The organism is Microbacterium sp. 22215 (assembly GCF_052045655.1).
GTDB lineage: Bacteria > Actinomycetota > Actinomycetes > Actinomycetales > Microbacteriaceae > Microbacterium > Microbacterium phyllosphaerae.
In genome coordinates this window covers 456,213-470,146 of the sequence record NZ_JBQEPC010000001.1, presented here as the reverse complement: position 1 = coordinate 470,146, position 13,934 = coordinate 456,213, and the positions used below count along the sequence as shown (strand labels likewise).

Annotated in this window: 11 protein-coding genes; 3 read left to right on the top strand and 8 right to left on the bottom strand. The window is 70.7% G+C overall.

Translation table 11 applies throughout. From position 1 onward, the window contains the following. Positions 1-24: 24 nt before the first annotated feature. From ACTJKH_RS02440 to hisC, 3 genes are read right to left on the bottom strand one after another with little or no spacing between them, the layout of a single operon-like run. On the bottom strand, positions 25-504 hold the full coding sequence (locus tag ACTJKH_RS02440; RefSeq protein ID WP_210098517.1) for an Lrp/AsnC family transcriptional regulator: 480 nt from the start codon (positions 502-504) through the stop codon (positions 25-27). A 2-nt stretch (positions 505-506) separates the two neighbouring features. Continuing rightward, on the bottom strand, positions 507-1,916 hold the full coding sequence (locus ACTJKH_RS02435; RefSeq protein ID WP_440735616.1) for an amino acid permease: 1,410 nt from the start codon (positions 1,914-1,916) through the stop codon (positions 507-509). After that, positions 1,913-2,986: a histidinol-phosphate transaminase gene (gene hisC, locus ACTJKH_RS02430; protein ID WP_440735615.1), complete on the bottom strand. Its 1,074-nt coding sequence runs from the start codon at positions 2,984-2,986 to the stop codon at positions 1,913-1,915. The genes ACTJKH_RS02435 and hisC overlap by 4 nt, the downstream gene beginning before the upstream one ends. 200 nt (positions 2,987-3,186) lie before the next feature. Here hisC and ACTJKH_RS02425 point away from each other — a divergent pair, with 200 nt between their 5' ends. Next, complete coding sequence (locus ACTJKH_RS02425) at positions 3,187-3,405, top strand: hypothetical protein (protein WP_440735614.1); 219 nt, start codon at positions 3,187-3,189, stop codon at positions 3,403-3,405. 4 nt (positions 3,406-3,409) lie between these two features. On the opposite strand, the gene ACTJKH_RS02420 is transcribed toward ACTJKH_RS02425, so the two are convergent. The 4 genes from ACTJKH_RS02420 to ACTJKH_RS02405 form a co-directional block, all read right to left on the bottom strand. Then, on the bottom strand, positions 3,410-5,209 hold the full coding sequence (locus ACTJKH_RS02420; protein ID WP_440735613.1) for a thioredoxin domain-containing protein: 1,800 nt from the start codon (positions 5,207-5,209) through the stop codon (positions 3,410-3,412). Between the two features lie 34 nt (positions 5,210-5,243). After that, entirely contained in the window at positions 5,244-5,816 is a 573-nt protein-coding gene (msuE, locus tag ACTJKH_RS02415; RefSeq protein ID WP_440735612.1) for an FMN reductase, read from the bottom strand. 76 nt (positions 5,817-5,892) lie between these two features. Then, a complete protein-coding gene (locus tag ACTJKH_RS02410; protein ID WP_259161987.1) occupies positions 5,893-6,729 on the bottom strand; it encodes an aldo/keto reductase in 837 nt (278 codons plus the stop codon). Positions 6,730-6,738: 9 nt separating this feature from the next. Beyond that, a complete protein-coding gene (locus ACTJKH_RS02405) occupies positions 6,739-7,914 on the bottom strand; it encodes a heparan-alpha-glucosaminide N-acetyltransferase domain-containing protein (protein WP_440735611.1) in 1,176 nt (391 codons plus the stop codon). Positions 7,915-7,939: 25 nt separating this feature from the next. Here ACTJKH_RS02405 and hrpA point away from each other — a divergent pair, with 25 nt between their 5' ends. Together hrpA and ACTJKH_RS02395 are read left to right on the top strand one after the other, a co-directional pair. After that, positions 7,940-11,836 (top strand): ATP-dependent RNA helicase HrpA, encoded by a 3,897-nt coding sequence (gene hrpA / locus ACTJKH_RS02400; RefSeq protein WP_440735610.1) that lies wholly within the window; start codon positions 7,940-7,942, stop codon positions 11,834-11,836. Between the two features lie 9 nt (positions 11,837-11,845). Then, complete coding sequence (locus ACTJKH_RS02395) at positions 11,846-12,790, top strand: quinone oxidoreductase family protein (protein ID WP_440735609.1); 945 nt, start codon at positions 11,846-11,848, stop codon at positions 12,788-12,790. Between the two features lie 12 nt (positions 12,791-12,802). Here ACTJKH_RS02395 and ACTJKH_RS02390 read toward each other — a convergent pair whose 3' ends face one another. After that, positions 12,803-13,933 carry an LLM class flavin-dependent oxidoreductase gene (locus tag ACTJKH_RS02390; RefSeq protein ID WP_440735608.1) on the bottom strand — a complete coding sequence of 377 codons (1,131 nt, stop codon included), beginning with the start codon at positions 13,931-13,933 and terminating at the stop codon, positions 12,803-12,805. Position 13,934 lies beyond the last annotated feature (1 nt).

The window sequence follows — 13,934 nt, the reverse complement described above, 5'->3', positions numbered from 1 at the left end:
TCCGTCGACACCGCAGCCGAGGCCTCAGTCGACGTCTCCCGCGACGTGCTCGACCAGCGGCAGCACCCGACCCGACAGGTGAGTGCGCATCGCGATCGACGACGCCGTGCGCGAGACGCCCGGCACGAGCGCGACGCGGTCGAGCACCTCCTGCAGCTGCGTCGCGTCGCGGGCGACCAGCCGCAGCTGCATGTCGCTCGCCCCGGTCACGGTGTGCATGTCGACGATCTCGGGCACCGCGTCGGCGAGCGCGGAGGCGACATCGTCATGACCGACCTTCTGGTCGATCTCGACGAGACAGAACGCCACCACGCCGTACCCGAAGCCCGCAGGGTCGACCCGCGGCACGATCGCCTCGATCACCCCGCCCTCGTGCAGACGGGCGAGACGGCTGGTCGCCGTGCCGCGGGCGATGCCGAGTCGGCGCGCGCACTCCAGGATCGGCAGCTGCGGCGACTCCGTGAGCATCCGGATGAGCTCGGCGTCGAGGCGATCGATACGCATGATCAGTCCTCGACCGCTCCCCCGCGCTCCCTGGCGACGCCGGGTCGCGAGACGTCGCGCGTGAGGCGGGCGACGACCAGCAGGACGACGGTGAGCCCGATGGTGAGCAGCAGCTGCACGCGCGCGGCGTCGTCGATCATCGTGAGTGCGATCACGCCGGCGAGCAGCGCCAGGCACAGCCACGACAGCCAGGGGAAGCCCCACATGCGCATCGGCATCCGCTCGCCCGTGCGATCGGCGCGGCGGCGGAGGATGATCTGCGACACAGCCGTTGCGGTCCAGATGACCAGCAGCGTCGACCCGACGACGTTGAGGAGCGCCGGGAGCACCACGTCGGGGAACGCCCAGTTGAGTCCCACCGTGATGAACCCGAACGCGACCGAGGCGAGGACGGCCACGACGGGCACGCCGTTGCGGGTGGTGCGGGTCGCCGCGAGAGGCGCCAGACCGCGTTCGCCGAGCGAGTAGGCCATGCGCGACGCCCCGTAGATGTTCGCGTTCATGGCCGACAGCAGTGCGATCACGACGATGACGTCCATCACGAGGCCGACGCCGGGCAGCTGCAGCGTGTCGAGCACCGCGGAGAAGGGACCGTCCTTGACGGCCGGGTCGTTCCACGGCAGCACCGACACGATCACGAAGATCGAGCCGACGTAGAAGATCAGGATGCGCACGAGAACCTCGCGCACGATGCGGCGGATGTTGCGAGCGGGGTCGTCGGACTCGGCGGCCGCGATCGCCACGACCTCGGTGCCTCCGAACGCGAAGACCACGATCAGAAGGGCGGCCGCGATACCGGTCATGCCGTTCGGGGCGAAGCCTCCGTTGTCGACGAGGTTGCCGATGCCGGTGGCGGGCACCCCGGGGATGAAGCCGACGATGGCGCACACCCCGACGACGAGGAACACGATGATCGCGGCGACCTTGATCGCGGCGAACCAGAACTCGAACGTGCCGTAGTTGCGCACACCGAACAGGTTCACGGCCGTCAGCGCCACGACGAAGACGAGCACCCACACCCACGCGGGGATCCCGGGGATCCAGGCCGAGACGATGCCACCGGCTCCCGTGGCCTCCGCCGCGATCACGACGACCAGCTGGATCCAGTAGAGCCAGCCGACCGCACTGCCGGCGCTGCGTCCCATCGCCTTCTGCGCGTACGAACTGAACGCCCCCGAGCTCGGTCGGGCGGCGACCATCTCGGCGAGCATCGCCATGACCAGCACCACGATGCCGCCGGCGACGAGGTACGAGATGAGCACGGCGGGACCGGCGATGCTGATCGCCTGTCCCGAGCCCACGAAGAGACCCGCGCCGATCGCGCCGCCGAGCCCCATCATCGAGATCCGGCGACGGGTCAGCCCCGGATGCAGCCCCTTGGTCGTCGTCGTGGTGGTGGGGACCTCGGTCATGCGCGTGCCTCCTGCGGAGCGGTCTGGGTGGAGAGCGCGGCCTGCACGCGGTCGATGTCTTCGGCGGATCCTGCGGAGATGCGCACGCCCTCACCGGGGAAGGCCCGCGTGATCACGCCGCCCTCACGCAGCAGGAGCTCGAGTTCGTCGGGGCGATCACCGGCCGGCACCCATACGAAGTTCGCCTGGGACGCGACGGCGGGCCACCCCGCCGCGACGAGCAGCGAGTGGAGTCGATCGCGCTGCACGACGACCTCATCGATGCGCACGGCGAGCTCGCCCTCGGCGTCGAGCGAGGCGAGGGCGGCCGTCTGCGCGAGGTCGGTCACGCCGAACGGCACCGCGACCTTGCGCTGGTTCTCGGCGATCTCGACGGGGGCGAGCGCGTAGCCGATGCGCAGGCCCGCGAGTCCGTAGGCCTTCGAGAACGTGTGCAGCACGGCGACGTGCGGATGCCGGTGGAACAGCTCGACACCCGCGCCGTACGACTCGGTGCGATCGAAGTGCACGTAGGCCTCGTCGATGACGACGAGCACATCGCGCGGCACTGCGGCCACGAAAGCCTCGAGCTCTGCGGCCCCGACGACCGTCCCGGTCGGATTGTTGGGGTTGCACACGAAGATCAGGCGCGTGCGAGGGGTGATCGCGGCGAGCATCGCGTCGAGGTCGTGCGCGTGGTCGGAGTTCAGCGGCACCGCGACGGGAGTCGCCCCGGCGATGCGCACCAGCGACGGGTACGCCTCGAACGAGCGCCAGGCGAACATCACCTCGTCGCCCTCACCGGCGACCGCATGGATGAGCTGGGACGCGAGCTCGACCGAGCCCGCGCCGACGGTGACGACGGCGGGGTCGACGTCGTAGCGCTCGGCCAGGCGCTCACGGAGTACCGCGGCGCTCATGTCGGGATAGCGGTGGATCGAGCCGAGCCGCTGCTGCACCGCCTCGACGACGGACGGGAGGGGCGGGTGCGGCGACTCGTTGGACGAGAGCTTCGAGGCGCCGGCCGGGGCGGAGCGCCCCTGGCGGTAGGCGGGCACGGCGTCGAGGCCGGCACGGGTGGGGAGGGGCATTCTCAGAGCATCCTTGCTGTGATCCAGCGGCGCCCCTGGTGGCGGCGCCTGCTGTCGCGCAACACTAGACCGGATATCGGAAGGTGGGCAATCGGTGCAGCATCCGGTGCGCAACGCGCGCAACCGGCGGGGTGGAATCACAGAACCGATGAGCAGACTGCACAGCCTACGCGGCTCCGCGGGCGGTCTACGATCGCAGCATGGGCAGCCCGTCAGGTTTCGAGTTCGCGGTGCGCGGCGACGACGTCGTGATCCGCCACCACGGGGTCACGGCGACCGTGCTGCGGGGTGCCAAGGCGGCCGAGTTCCTCGCTCAGGTCGAGCGGGGCGATGCGCAGCTGCTGATGGCACGGCTGACCGGCGATTACCGCCGTGGGACCGAGCGCACCGCACGGCAGCACCCGCGCAACGCTCGCTGACGAGTCAGCGCGAGAGGGGAAGCTCGGCGGGGTCGCTCGCCGGCAGCCGACACACGAACGATCGGCAGTCGAACGCCAGCTCCCCCGCGTCGCTCTTGCCCTCGAACAGCTCGAAGCCGGCCTCCGCGAACGCCCCCGCCTGTGCGGGGGTGACGATCGCGATCACGTCCGCGTCGGCCGCACGTGCAGCGGACGCGAGTGCACCGTCGGGCGTCTGCGTGACGACGACGAGCTGCCTCGGTGCATCGACGAGACCCGCTGCCACCCGCAGCAGACTGCCGTGCGCGAACGGCTGCGACACGGCCTGCGCGGCGTGCTGGCGCACGCGTTCGGCGGCCGCCTCCCGATAGCGGTCCCCCGCGCCGAGCCGCCACGCCGTGAGGGAGGCGGCAGCCACGGCCGCCGCGTCCGACGGCAGATCTCCGTCGGTCTGGTCGGGCGATGCGGCGATGCCGTGCGCGGCGAGCAGGGGGTCGCCGTCGAGTCCCTCGATCGCCGTGTCGAGCAGCGCACGTGCCTCGACGGCCCACGCCGCCTCGCCCGTGGCCACGGCCAGCGCGAACAGACCGTCGGCGAGCAGCGCGACATCGGCGGCCGTCGCGACCGCCCCCGACGCGATGCCGTCGAGAGACGTGCGCACGAGCGCTCCCGTGGAATCCCGGTTGACCCGCAGCACGAACGCGGCGGCGTCGACCGCGGCCTGCACCCACGAGCTCTCTCCGAGCGCGGCACCCGCACGAGCGAGCGCGGCGACGGCCAGACCGTTCCAGCCCGTGATGACCTTGCCGTCGACGGCCGGCGGCTCGAGCCCCGCCCGCTCCGGCACCGGCCGCAGGTAGTACCCGCCCTCGCTGCGCTGCCCGTCGATCCACGATTCCGAGTCCTGCGCGGCGCCGAAGCCGCCGCCCTCACGGCGCAGAGTGTTCAGGAGGAAGTCCGCGACACCCCGAGCGGTCGCCTCCTCACCCGCATCGAGCGCGACCACCAGCAGCTGGGCGTTGTCGGTCAGCATCCGTTCGTAGTGCGGAATCGTCCAGTCGCGCTGCGTCGCGTAGCGGAAGAACCCGCCGTCGGCGTCGCGCAGATCGGATGCCGCCATCGCGGCGAGCGCCCGACCGGCCGCCGCGCCGGCATCCGGAGCCTCTCGCCGCACCAGCGATGTCTGCAGCAGGCACAGCGTCGTCGCGACGGGGAACTTGGGTGCGCCGCCGAACCCGCCGAACAGCGTGTCCTCGCGCTGGGCGATGGTGTCGGCGGCCGCGGCGAGGGCCGCCGCATCCGGCAGATCGGAGGGCGTCGAAGCCGCCGCTCTCGAGAGAGCATCGGTCACGGCATCCGCCGATTCCTCGGCCTGCGCGCGGCGCACGGTCCATGCCTCGTTCACCGCCGCGAGCACGTCGCGGAACGCCGGCATCGGCTGCCGTGCCTCGGGAGGCCAGTACGTGCCGGCGTAGAAGGTGCGCCCTCGCGGCGTCGTGAACACCGTCAGCGGCCAGCCGAGATTCTGCGTGAACGCGGATGCCGCGGCCATGTAGGCGCCGTCGACGTCTGGGTGCTCCTCACGGTCGACCTTCACCGCCACGAAGTCGCGGTTGATCAGCGCGGCGGTGACCGGGTCGGCGAACGACTCCCTCGCCATCACGTGGCACCAGTGACAGGTCGAGTAGCCGATGGAGATCAGCAACGGCACGTCTCGGCGCTGCGCCTCGGCGAAGGCTTCGGGCCCCCACGGGTACCAGTCGACGGGGTTGTCGGCGTGCGCCCGCAGGTAGGGGCTGAGCGTGTCGGCGAGCCCGTTGGTCATGGCCCCACGCTACGCCGATCCCGAGCCCCGGAGATCAGGAGACGAGGAGCTGCTCCGCGGGCCGCGAGGCCGCGTAACCGACGAGCGGCAGGGCCCGTTCCGCCGCGAGCGCGATGCGTGCGTGAAGCACGTCGGACGCGATCACGTAGCCGTCGAAGTCCGTGTCGCTGGCGTAGACACCCAAGGGCAGGGTCAGCGCCTGGAAGAACGCGAACAGCGGGCGCAGCTGGTGCTCGATGATGAGCGCGTGACGCTCGCCGCCGCCGGTCGCCGCGAGCAGCACAGGCTTGCCGACGAGCTCGTACTGGCCGACGAAGTCGAACAGGTGCTTGAACAGGCCCGTGAACGAGGCCCGGTAGACGGGGCTGCCGACGATGAGCAGGTCTGCCGCCTCGATGGCCAGCAGCTTCTCCTCGATGCCCGCCGGAAGCTGGTCGCGGCGCAGCGCTCCCGCGAGCGAGGGGCCGATGTCGGTGAGCTCGATGACCTCGAGCTCGACCTCGGCACGCTCGGCGACGGCCGCGGCGATCGCACGGACGAGTGCCGTGGTCTTGCTGGGCTCGTGCAGAGAGCCGGACACGGCGACGACGCGATAGGGAGCTGTCATGCCGTTGACGCTACTCACGACGACGCCCCGTGTCGCGAGGAGCGACACGGGGCGTCATCTGCCGAAGCGGAGCGTCTCAGTTGACGTCGTCCGGGTGCGAGCCGACACGGCCCGACCCGTCGAGCGGGTCGAGAGCGTCGATCGAGGCGATCTCGGCATCCGTCAGCTCGAACCCGAACACGTCGAGGTTCTCGCGCAGGCGCTCGGCGCGCACGGACTTCGGGAAGACGATGAAGCCCTTCTGCAGGTGCCAGCGCAGCACCGCCTGCGCGGGGGTCACGCCGTGGGCGGCAGCGGCCTCGGCGATCGCCGGGGTGCCGAAGAGGTCGTACTTGCCCTGTCCGAGCGGACCCCACGACTCGATGCGGATGCCGTGCTCGGTCGCCCAGGAGACGACGTCGCGCTGCTGGTAGGCCGGGTGCAGCTCGATCTGGTTGACCGCGGGGGTCACGCCCGTCTCGGCGACCACGCGCTCGAGGTGCGGCACGAGGAAGTTCGAGACGCCGATGCTGCGGGTGAGACCGGCCTCGCGCAGCTCGATGAGCTTCGCGAAGGCGTGCACGTAGTCGTCCTTCGCGGGGGTCGGCCAGTGCACGAGGTACAGGTCGACGACGTCGAGCCCGAGCTTCTCGAGGCTCTCGGCGATCGCCGCGTTCGGCTCGTCGTCGTGGTGGCGGTCGTTCCAGAGCTTGGTGGTGATGAAGAGCTCGTCGCGGGCGATGCCGGAGGAGGCGATGGCCGCGCCGACGCCCTCTTCGTTGCCGTAGATGGCAGCGGTGTCGATGTGGCGGTACCCGATCTCGAGCGCCTCGCTCACGGCCCGCTCTGTCTCATCGGCCGGAACCTTGAACACCCCGTAGCCGAGCTGTGGGATGGAGTGGCCGTCGTTCAGTTCGAGTGCAGGAATCGTCATGATTCCACCCTACGACCCTGTGATGACAGGCGGGCCGGCCGGCGCCGAAGCCATCCGCGCCGCCGCCCACCCCACCAGTCGTTCGAGCGGGCCTCGACCGAACAGGATCGACCACAGCGTCGTCGCGAGGAGCAGGCACAGCGCCGTCACCGCCCAGAAGCCGTTGCTCGTGAAGAAGCCGCCCGGGCCGCCGATCAGCGCGACCGAGAGCACGTGAGCACTGTATGCCGTCAACGGCATGGATCCGAGAGCCCCCAGGGGCAGCAGCACCCAGCGCAGGGGCCCGCTGAGCAGCACGCACAGCGCGACGACGCACAGGGCGAAGCCTCCGGACCCCAGGATCTCCGCCGTGCCACCGGAATGCGGATCGACTCCGAAGATCGCTCGGAGCACCGCGCCTCCCGGATCCGCCGAGGCGAGCGCATCGGGGTACGTGCTCCATCCGGACGCCGAGGTCCAGCTGCCCTCGGACATCGAGCCGGTGAGGCCCGCGACCGCTCCGACGAGGCCGAGCCCGTAGCCGACGACCATGAGGCCGACGCCCGCACCGAGCGCGATCGCGGCGGTCTCGAGCTTCTCGACGTGCAGACGCCCGAGGGCCATGCCGGCGAGCACGAACGCGAGCCAGGCCGTGATCGGGTACGAGCCGTACAGCACCAGACTGATGCCGGCGCCGTACGGGTTGAGGGTCAGGGCGGCGAGCAGTGCCAGCACGGTCGGCGCCGCGAGCGCGAGGATGCCTGCGGCGAGCAGCAGCTTCCACGGCTGCCACCGCAGGAACGGGATGACGGCGACGTACAGCAGCCCGTACAGGGTGAGGATCACCGCGATCGGGGTGTTCAGCATCTCGAGCGCGAGTCCGATCACGAAGATCACCGCACCGCGCCCGACGAGCTGCAGACGGATCGTCGGCATGCGCTCGGGGGCGGGCAGAGTGCTGCGCCCCGTCATCAGCGCGATCGATATGCCCGCGAGCACGGCGAACAGGATCGATGAGCGCCCGTGCACGAGGTCGGTCCACGTCGACAAGTCGAACGGATCGAACGCCTCGGTCTCACCGTTGTGCGCCCCGGCCATGCCGAGGATCGCGAGACCTCTCGCGACATCGAGGCCGAGGATGCGGGGAGCCCGCCCGAACTCGTGGAACCACCGCGTTGCGGGGAGGGTCGTCGACACAGTGCTCACGGATGAATCGTACGATGGGAGGTCTATGCCCTCCCCCGTGATCATCTATCCTCCCGAGCTGCCCGTCAGCGCCGCCCGGGACGAGATCGCCGACGCCATCCGCGACAACCAGGTCGTCATCGTCGCCGGCGCGACGGGGTCGGGCAAGACGACGCAGCTGCCGAAGATCTGCCTCGACCTCGGACGCGAGCGCATCGCGCACACCCAGCCCCGCCGCCTGGCCGCCCGCACGATCGCGGAGCGCGTGGCCGAGGAACTGCAGGTGGAGCTCGGCACGCTCGTCGGATACAAGGTGCGCTTCACCGACAAGGTCTCGGATGAGACGCGCATCGCGCTGATGACCGACGGCATCCTGTTGAACGAGATCCACCGCGATCGACTGCTGCGCCGGTACGACACGATCATCATCGACGAGGCGCACGAGCGCTCCCTCAACGTCGACTTCCTGCTCGGGTATCTGGTGCGCATCCTTCCGGAGCGCCCCGACCTCAAGGTCATCATCACGTCGGCCACGATCGACCCCGAGAGCTTCGCCCGGCACTTCGCCGCGCCGGAGGGCGAGCCCGCACCGGTCATCGAGGTGTCGGGGCGCACCTTCCCGGTCGAGATCCGCTACCGCGCGCAGACGGAGGAGACCGAGGAGTCCGACGAGGTGACCGCGATCGTCGCGGCACTGCGTGAGCTCGACAGGGAAGAGCCGGGCGACGTGCTCGTGTTCCTCCCCGGCGAGGCCGAGATCAGGGATGCGGCGGATGCCGTGCGCGGCGCGTACTCAAAGGACCGCTCCCCCACCGAGGTGCTGCCGCTCTACGGACGGCTCTCGGCGGCGGAGCAGCACCGGGTGTTCGAGAAGAGCCGGGTCGCCGGCGTGCGCCGCCGCGTGGTGCTCGCCACGAACGTCGCCGAGACCAGCCTCACCGTGCCCGGCATCCGCTATGTCATCGACACCGGCACCGCGCGCATCTCGCGCTACAGCAATCGGTCGAAGGTGCAGCGGCTGCCGATCGAGGCGATCTCACAGGCCTCGGCGAACCAGCGCTCCGGTCGCGCCGGTCGCACGAGCGACGGCATCGCGATCCGCCTCTACAGCGAAGAGGACTTCGACAAGCGCGCGGAGTTCACCGAGCCCGAGATCCTGCGCACGTCACTCGCGTCGGTCATCCTGCAGATGCTGTCGCTCGGCTTCGGCGACATCACGGCGTTCCCGTTCCTCACCCCTCCCGATTCGCGCGGCGTGAAGGCCGCCGTCGACCTGCTCACCGAGCTCGGCGCGGTGACCGGCAGCGGCGATTCGCCCCGTCTCACCCGCATCGGCCGCGACATCTCGCGCATCCCGATCGATCCGCGGTTCGCCCGCATGCTCATCGAGGCGGGCCGCCCGGGCGGAGCCGACGTCACCCGCGACGTCCTCGCGATCGTCGCGGGGATGTCGATCCAGGACGTCCGTGAGCGGCCGTCGCAGGATGCCCCTCAGAGCGTGCGCGACGAGGCGGATCGGATGCACGCACGCTTCGCCGACCCGACGAGCGATTTCCTCTCGATCCTGAACCTCTGGAACCACCTCAGGGAGCAGCAGCGCGAGCTCGGCTCGAGCGCCTTCCGCCGACTCTGCCGCTCCGAGCACCTCAACTACGTGCGGGTGCGCGAGTGGTTCGACGTGCACCGCCAGCTGCGATCGCTGGTGAAGGACAAGAACGCCCGCGGTGCCGGCACCGCGGATCCGGATGCGATCCACCGCGCCCTGCTGGCCGGATTGCTCTCGCAGATCGGCATCCTCGACGAGCGCAACACCCCCGCCCGCGGCCAGAGCAAGACCCCGCCGAAGGATGCGAAGCGCCGTCAGGCCGAGTACCGCGGCGCCCGCGGCATCCGCTTCTCGATCTTCCCCGGATCGGCCCTGCGCAAGAAGGCCCCGCAGGCGGTCATGGCAGCAGAGATCGTCGAGACCTCGCGCACCTACGCGCGCACGGTCGCCGCGATCGACCCCGCGTGGGCCGAGGCGCTCGCCGGTGACCTCGCGAAACGTCAGGTCACCGAGCCGCACTGGTCGAAGGACGCAGGGGCCGCCGTCGCCTACGAGAAGGTGACGCTGTTCGGGGTGGAGATCATCCCCCGTCGCCGCGTGCAGTTCGCGCGCATCGACCGGGCCGCCTCGCGCGAGATGTTCGTGCGCCACGCGCTCGTCGAGGGCGAGTGGGATCCGACGCGCATCGACAAGCGCGTGAGCGCGTTCTGGCGCAGCAACGCCGAGCTGCGCAAGCGCCTCGAGAAGCTCGAGGAGCGCGAACGCCGCCGCGACATCCTCGCCGGCGACGAGGCCGTCTTCCGCTTCTACGACGAGCGCATCCCCGCCGGCGTCTTCGACGTGCGCTCGTTCGAGAAATGGTGGCGCGAGCAGCTCGGCACGACCCCCAAGCTGCTCGTGATGCGCGAGGCCGATCTGCTCGACGACGACAGCCGTGCCGATCAGAACGAGTTCCCCACCCGGTGGACCCAGGGAGATCAGGTGCTCGGACTCGCGTACCGGTTCGAACCGGGCGCAGCCGACGACGGCGTGAGCGTCGTGATCCCGCTCCCCCTGCTCGCGCAGATCGAGGATCGCGGTTTCGACTGGCAGGTCCCCGGTCTGCGCGCAGAACTCGTCACCGGCCTCCTCCGCGCGTTGCCGAAGGCGATCCGCCGGCACGTGGTCCCCGCCGCGGACTGGGCAGACAGGTTCGGCGCCGAGCTCACCGGAGAAGGCCCCGAGTCTCACGGAGGACTGCCCGCCCGCACGCTCAAGGAGGCACTCGCGCGCCTGATCCAGCCGCTCGCGAACCAGCTCGTCTCCGCGGCGGACTTCGAGGACGACCGGGTACCTGCCCACCTGCGCATGAACTTCCGTGCCGTCGACGAGCGCGGGCGCGTCGCGGGGTCGAACCGCGACCTCAGCGCGCTGCAGGCCGAGCTCGCCGACCGGGCACGCAGCAGTGTGGCCCGATCGATCGCGGCGCCTCCCCGCCGCCCCGGCCCCTCGAAGGGACCGCAACCCGCCGCCGTCGCCGCCTCGATCGAGAGGGACGGTCTCACCACCTGGACCTTCGGCGACCTGCCCGAGGTGCTCGACACACGCGTCGCCGGCGGCGTCGTCCGCGGCTATCCGGCGATCGTCGATCAGGGCAAGTCCGTCTCGGTGCGCGTGGAGTCCACCGCGGATGCGGCGGCCGCGGCCACCCGCGCAGGCGTCCGGCGACTCGTGCTGCTCGGCGTGCCGTCGCCGTCGTCGTACGTGCAGCAGCACCTCACGAGTCAGGAGAAGCTCGCGCTCGCCGCGTCGCCCTACCAGTCTGCCGCGGCACTTATCGAGGACTGCCGCGCCGCCGTGGTGCAGAACCTGATCGACAGGGCGCATCCGGGCGGCATCATCCGCACCGAAGCCGAGTTCGTGCGCGTGCGCGACGCCGTGTCCGCGTCCCTCGTCGACGAGCTGTTCGCCTGCGTGTCGCTCGTCGCCCGCATCCTCACCACGACGCGTGACGTCGAACGCGGCATCAAGTCGCAGAACTCGCTCGCGCTGCTCGGGCCGCTGAACGACATCCGCACCCAGCTCTCGGGCCTGCTGCACCCGGGGTTCGTCTCGGCGGCGGGCGTCGAGCGCCTCGCGCACTTCCCCCGCTACCTCGACGGGATGCTCGATCGGCTGAAGACCCTGGCGAGCGAACCCGGCAAGGATCGCACCCGGATGAGCGAGTTCGAGCGCATGGCGACGGTGTTCGAGGATGCCGGGGGCACGATCCCTCTTGCTCCGAATGCCTCGCCTGCGCTCTTCGAGACGCGCTGGCTGCTCGAGGAGTATCGCGTGAGCGTGTTCGCGCAGCGACTCGGCACGGCTCAGCCCGTCTCGCCGCAGCGCATCATGAAGGTGCTGTCCACACGGGGGTAGCCTGAGGGCATGGCTCGCGCGATCGTCTACACAGAGTTCGGTTCCCCTGACGTGCTGCACCTGATCGAGGTGCCCGATCCGATCGCCCTCAGCGGCGAGGCCGTCGTGCGGATCGAGGCCGCAGGCGTGAACCCGATCGATGCCAAGCTCCGCGGGGCCAAGCGCCCGTCGCCGCCCATCACCGAACCGCGTGGAGTGGGCTTCGACGGCGCAGGCGTGATCGAATCCCTCGGCGACGACGTCGACGCGTTCGCGGTCGGCGACCGCGTGGCGATCCGCGACACCGTCGGCACCTACTCGAGCCTGCTCGCCGTGCCGGTCGAGAAGCTCGTCGCCCTCCCCGATTCGGTGACGGCATCGGAGGGTGCCGGCGTCGGCATCCCCGCCGGCACCGCGTACCAGGCACTCCGCTCGCTCGGCGTCACAGGAGGCGACGTGCTGCTCGTGCACGGCGGCTCGGGCTCCGTCGGTCAGGCGGCCGTGCAGTTCGCCGTCGCCTGGGGCGCCACCGTGATCGCCACCGCCCGCCCCGCGCGCCATGATCAGCTGCGCGAGCTCGGCGCGATTCCGGTCGCGTACGGCGAGGGGCTGCTCGAACGCGTCCGCGAGGCGGCTCCGGGCGGCGTGACCGTCGCGCTCGACTGTGCGGGCACCGACGAGGCCATCGAGACGTCACTCGAGCTCGTCTCCGACCGCGACCGCATCGCGACGATCGTGCGCGGACCCGACGCCGCATCCTTCGGCATCCGCGCCTTCTCGGGCGGCTCCCCCGTGCCGCTCACCGACCAGGAGCTCGCCTGGCGCGCCGAGGCCCTCGCGGCGACCGTCGACCTGCTCGCGGCGGGTGACTTCACGATCGAGCTCGGTCCCGAGCTTCCCCTCGCCGAAGCGGCGCAGGCCCACGAGCTCGTGGAGTCCGGCGCCGCCTCGGGCAAGATCGTGCTGATTCCGTAGCTGGATCGGCCGTCAGGCGACCCGCTCCTCGCGCTGCGCGGCCTGTGCCTCGTCACGGAGCCGCGCTCCCTCTCGCAGCGCGGGAACGAGTTCAGCACCCCACTCGCGCACGTCGCCGAGCGGGTCGAACCCGCGGATGAGGAAGCGCGTCACGCCCAGGTCGTAGTACTTGAGCAGCGCTTCGGCCACCTGCTCGGGCGTGCCGACGGGTGCCGTCGAGTTGCCGGCCGGGCCCGTGAGCCTCGTGATGCCGAGCCATAGCCGCTCGTCGTGCACGTCTCCCCGCCGTGCGGCCTGCTGCAGGCGGTCGGCGGACACCGGAACGGGCTCCTGCTGCGCCGGACGGGCGAACGTGAGGGTGCTGCCCGAAGCCCGGCTCGCGATCACGGCCTCGGTCTCTGCGTAGATGCGCTCGGCCTTCTTCCAGGCCTCGTCTTCGGTGGCCCCGATGATCGGCCTGGTCGACAGACTGAACTCGACGGTTCGGCCCTCGCGCGCTGCCGCCGCGCGAATGGTGCGGATGTGTTCCGCAACGTCTGCGAGCGGCTCGCCGAAGAGCATGTAGACGTCGGCGCCCTTGGCTCCCACCTCGACCGCGCCCTCGGACAGCCCCCCGAAGAACACCGGGATTCCCGCATCCGTCGCGGGCTTCACGGCGGAGAACGCGCCCTCGACCCGATAGAAGTCGCCGTGATAGTCGAACGGCTCGTCGGATGCGAGCGTGCGGCGGAGCACCTCGATGAACTCGCCCGTGCGCCGGTAGCGGTCGGACTTGTCGCTGAAGTCGCCGTCCCTGCGCTGATCGGCCTCGCTGCCACCGCTGATGTGGTGGATCGCGACCCGGCCGCCGCCGGTGAGATGATCCAGAGTCGCGAGTTTGCGGGCCACGACGGTCGGTGCGACGAATCCCGGCCGATGGGCGATGAGCACCTTCAGCCGTTCAGTCGAGTGCAGCGCCGCCGCCGCGACCGCGAAGCCGTCCGGCGAGCTCGCGCTGTAGCCGATCAGGACGCGGTCGAAACCCGCCTCCTCGTGGGCGCGGGAGAACTCGCGCACATAGGCCGCATCGACGGCCGGCCCTTCCACGGCCTTCGACTCCGATCCGGCGGTCGTGGCGATCATTCCGAGCAGTTCGATGGGCATG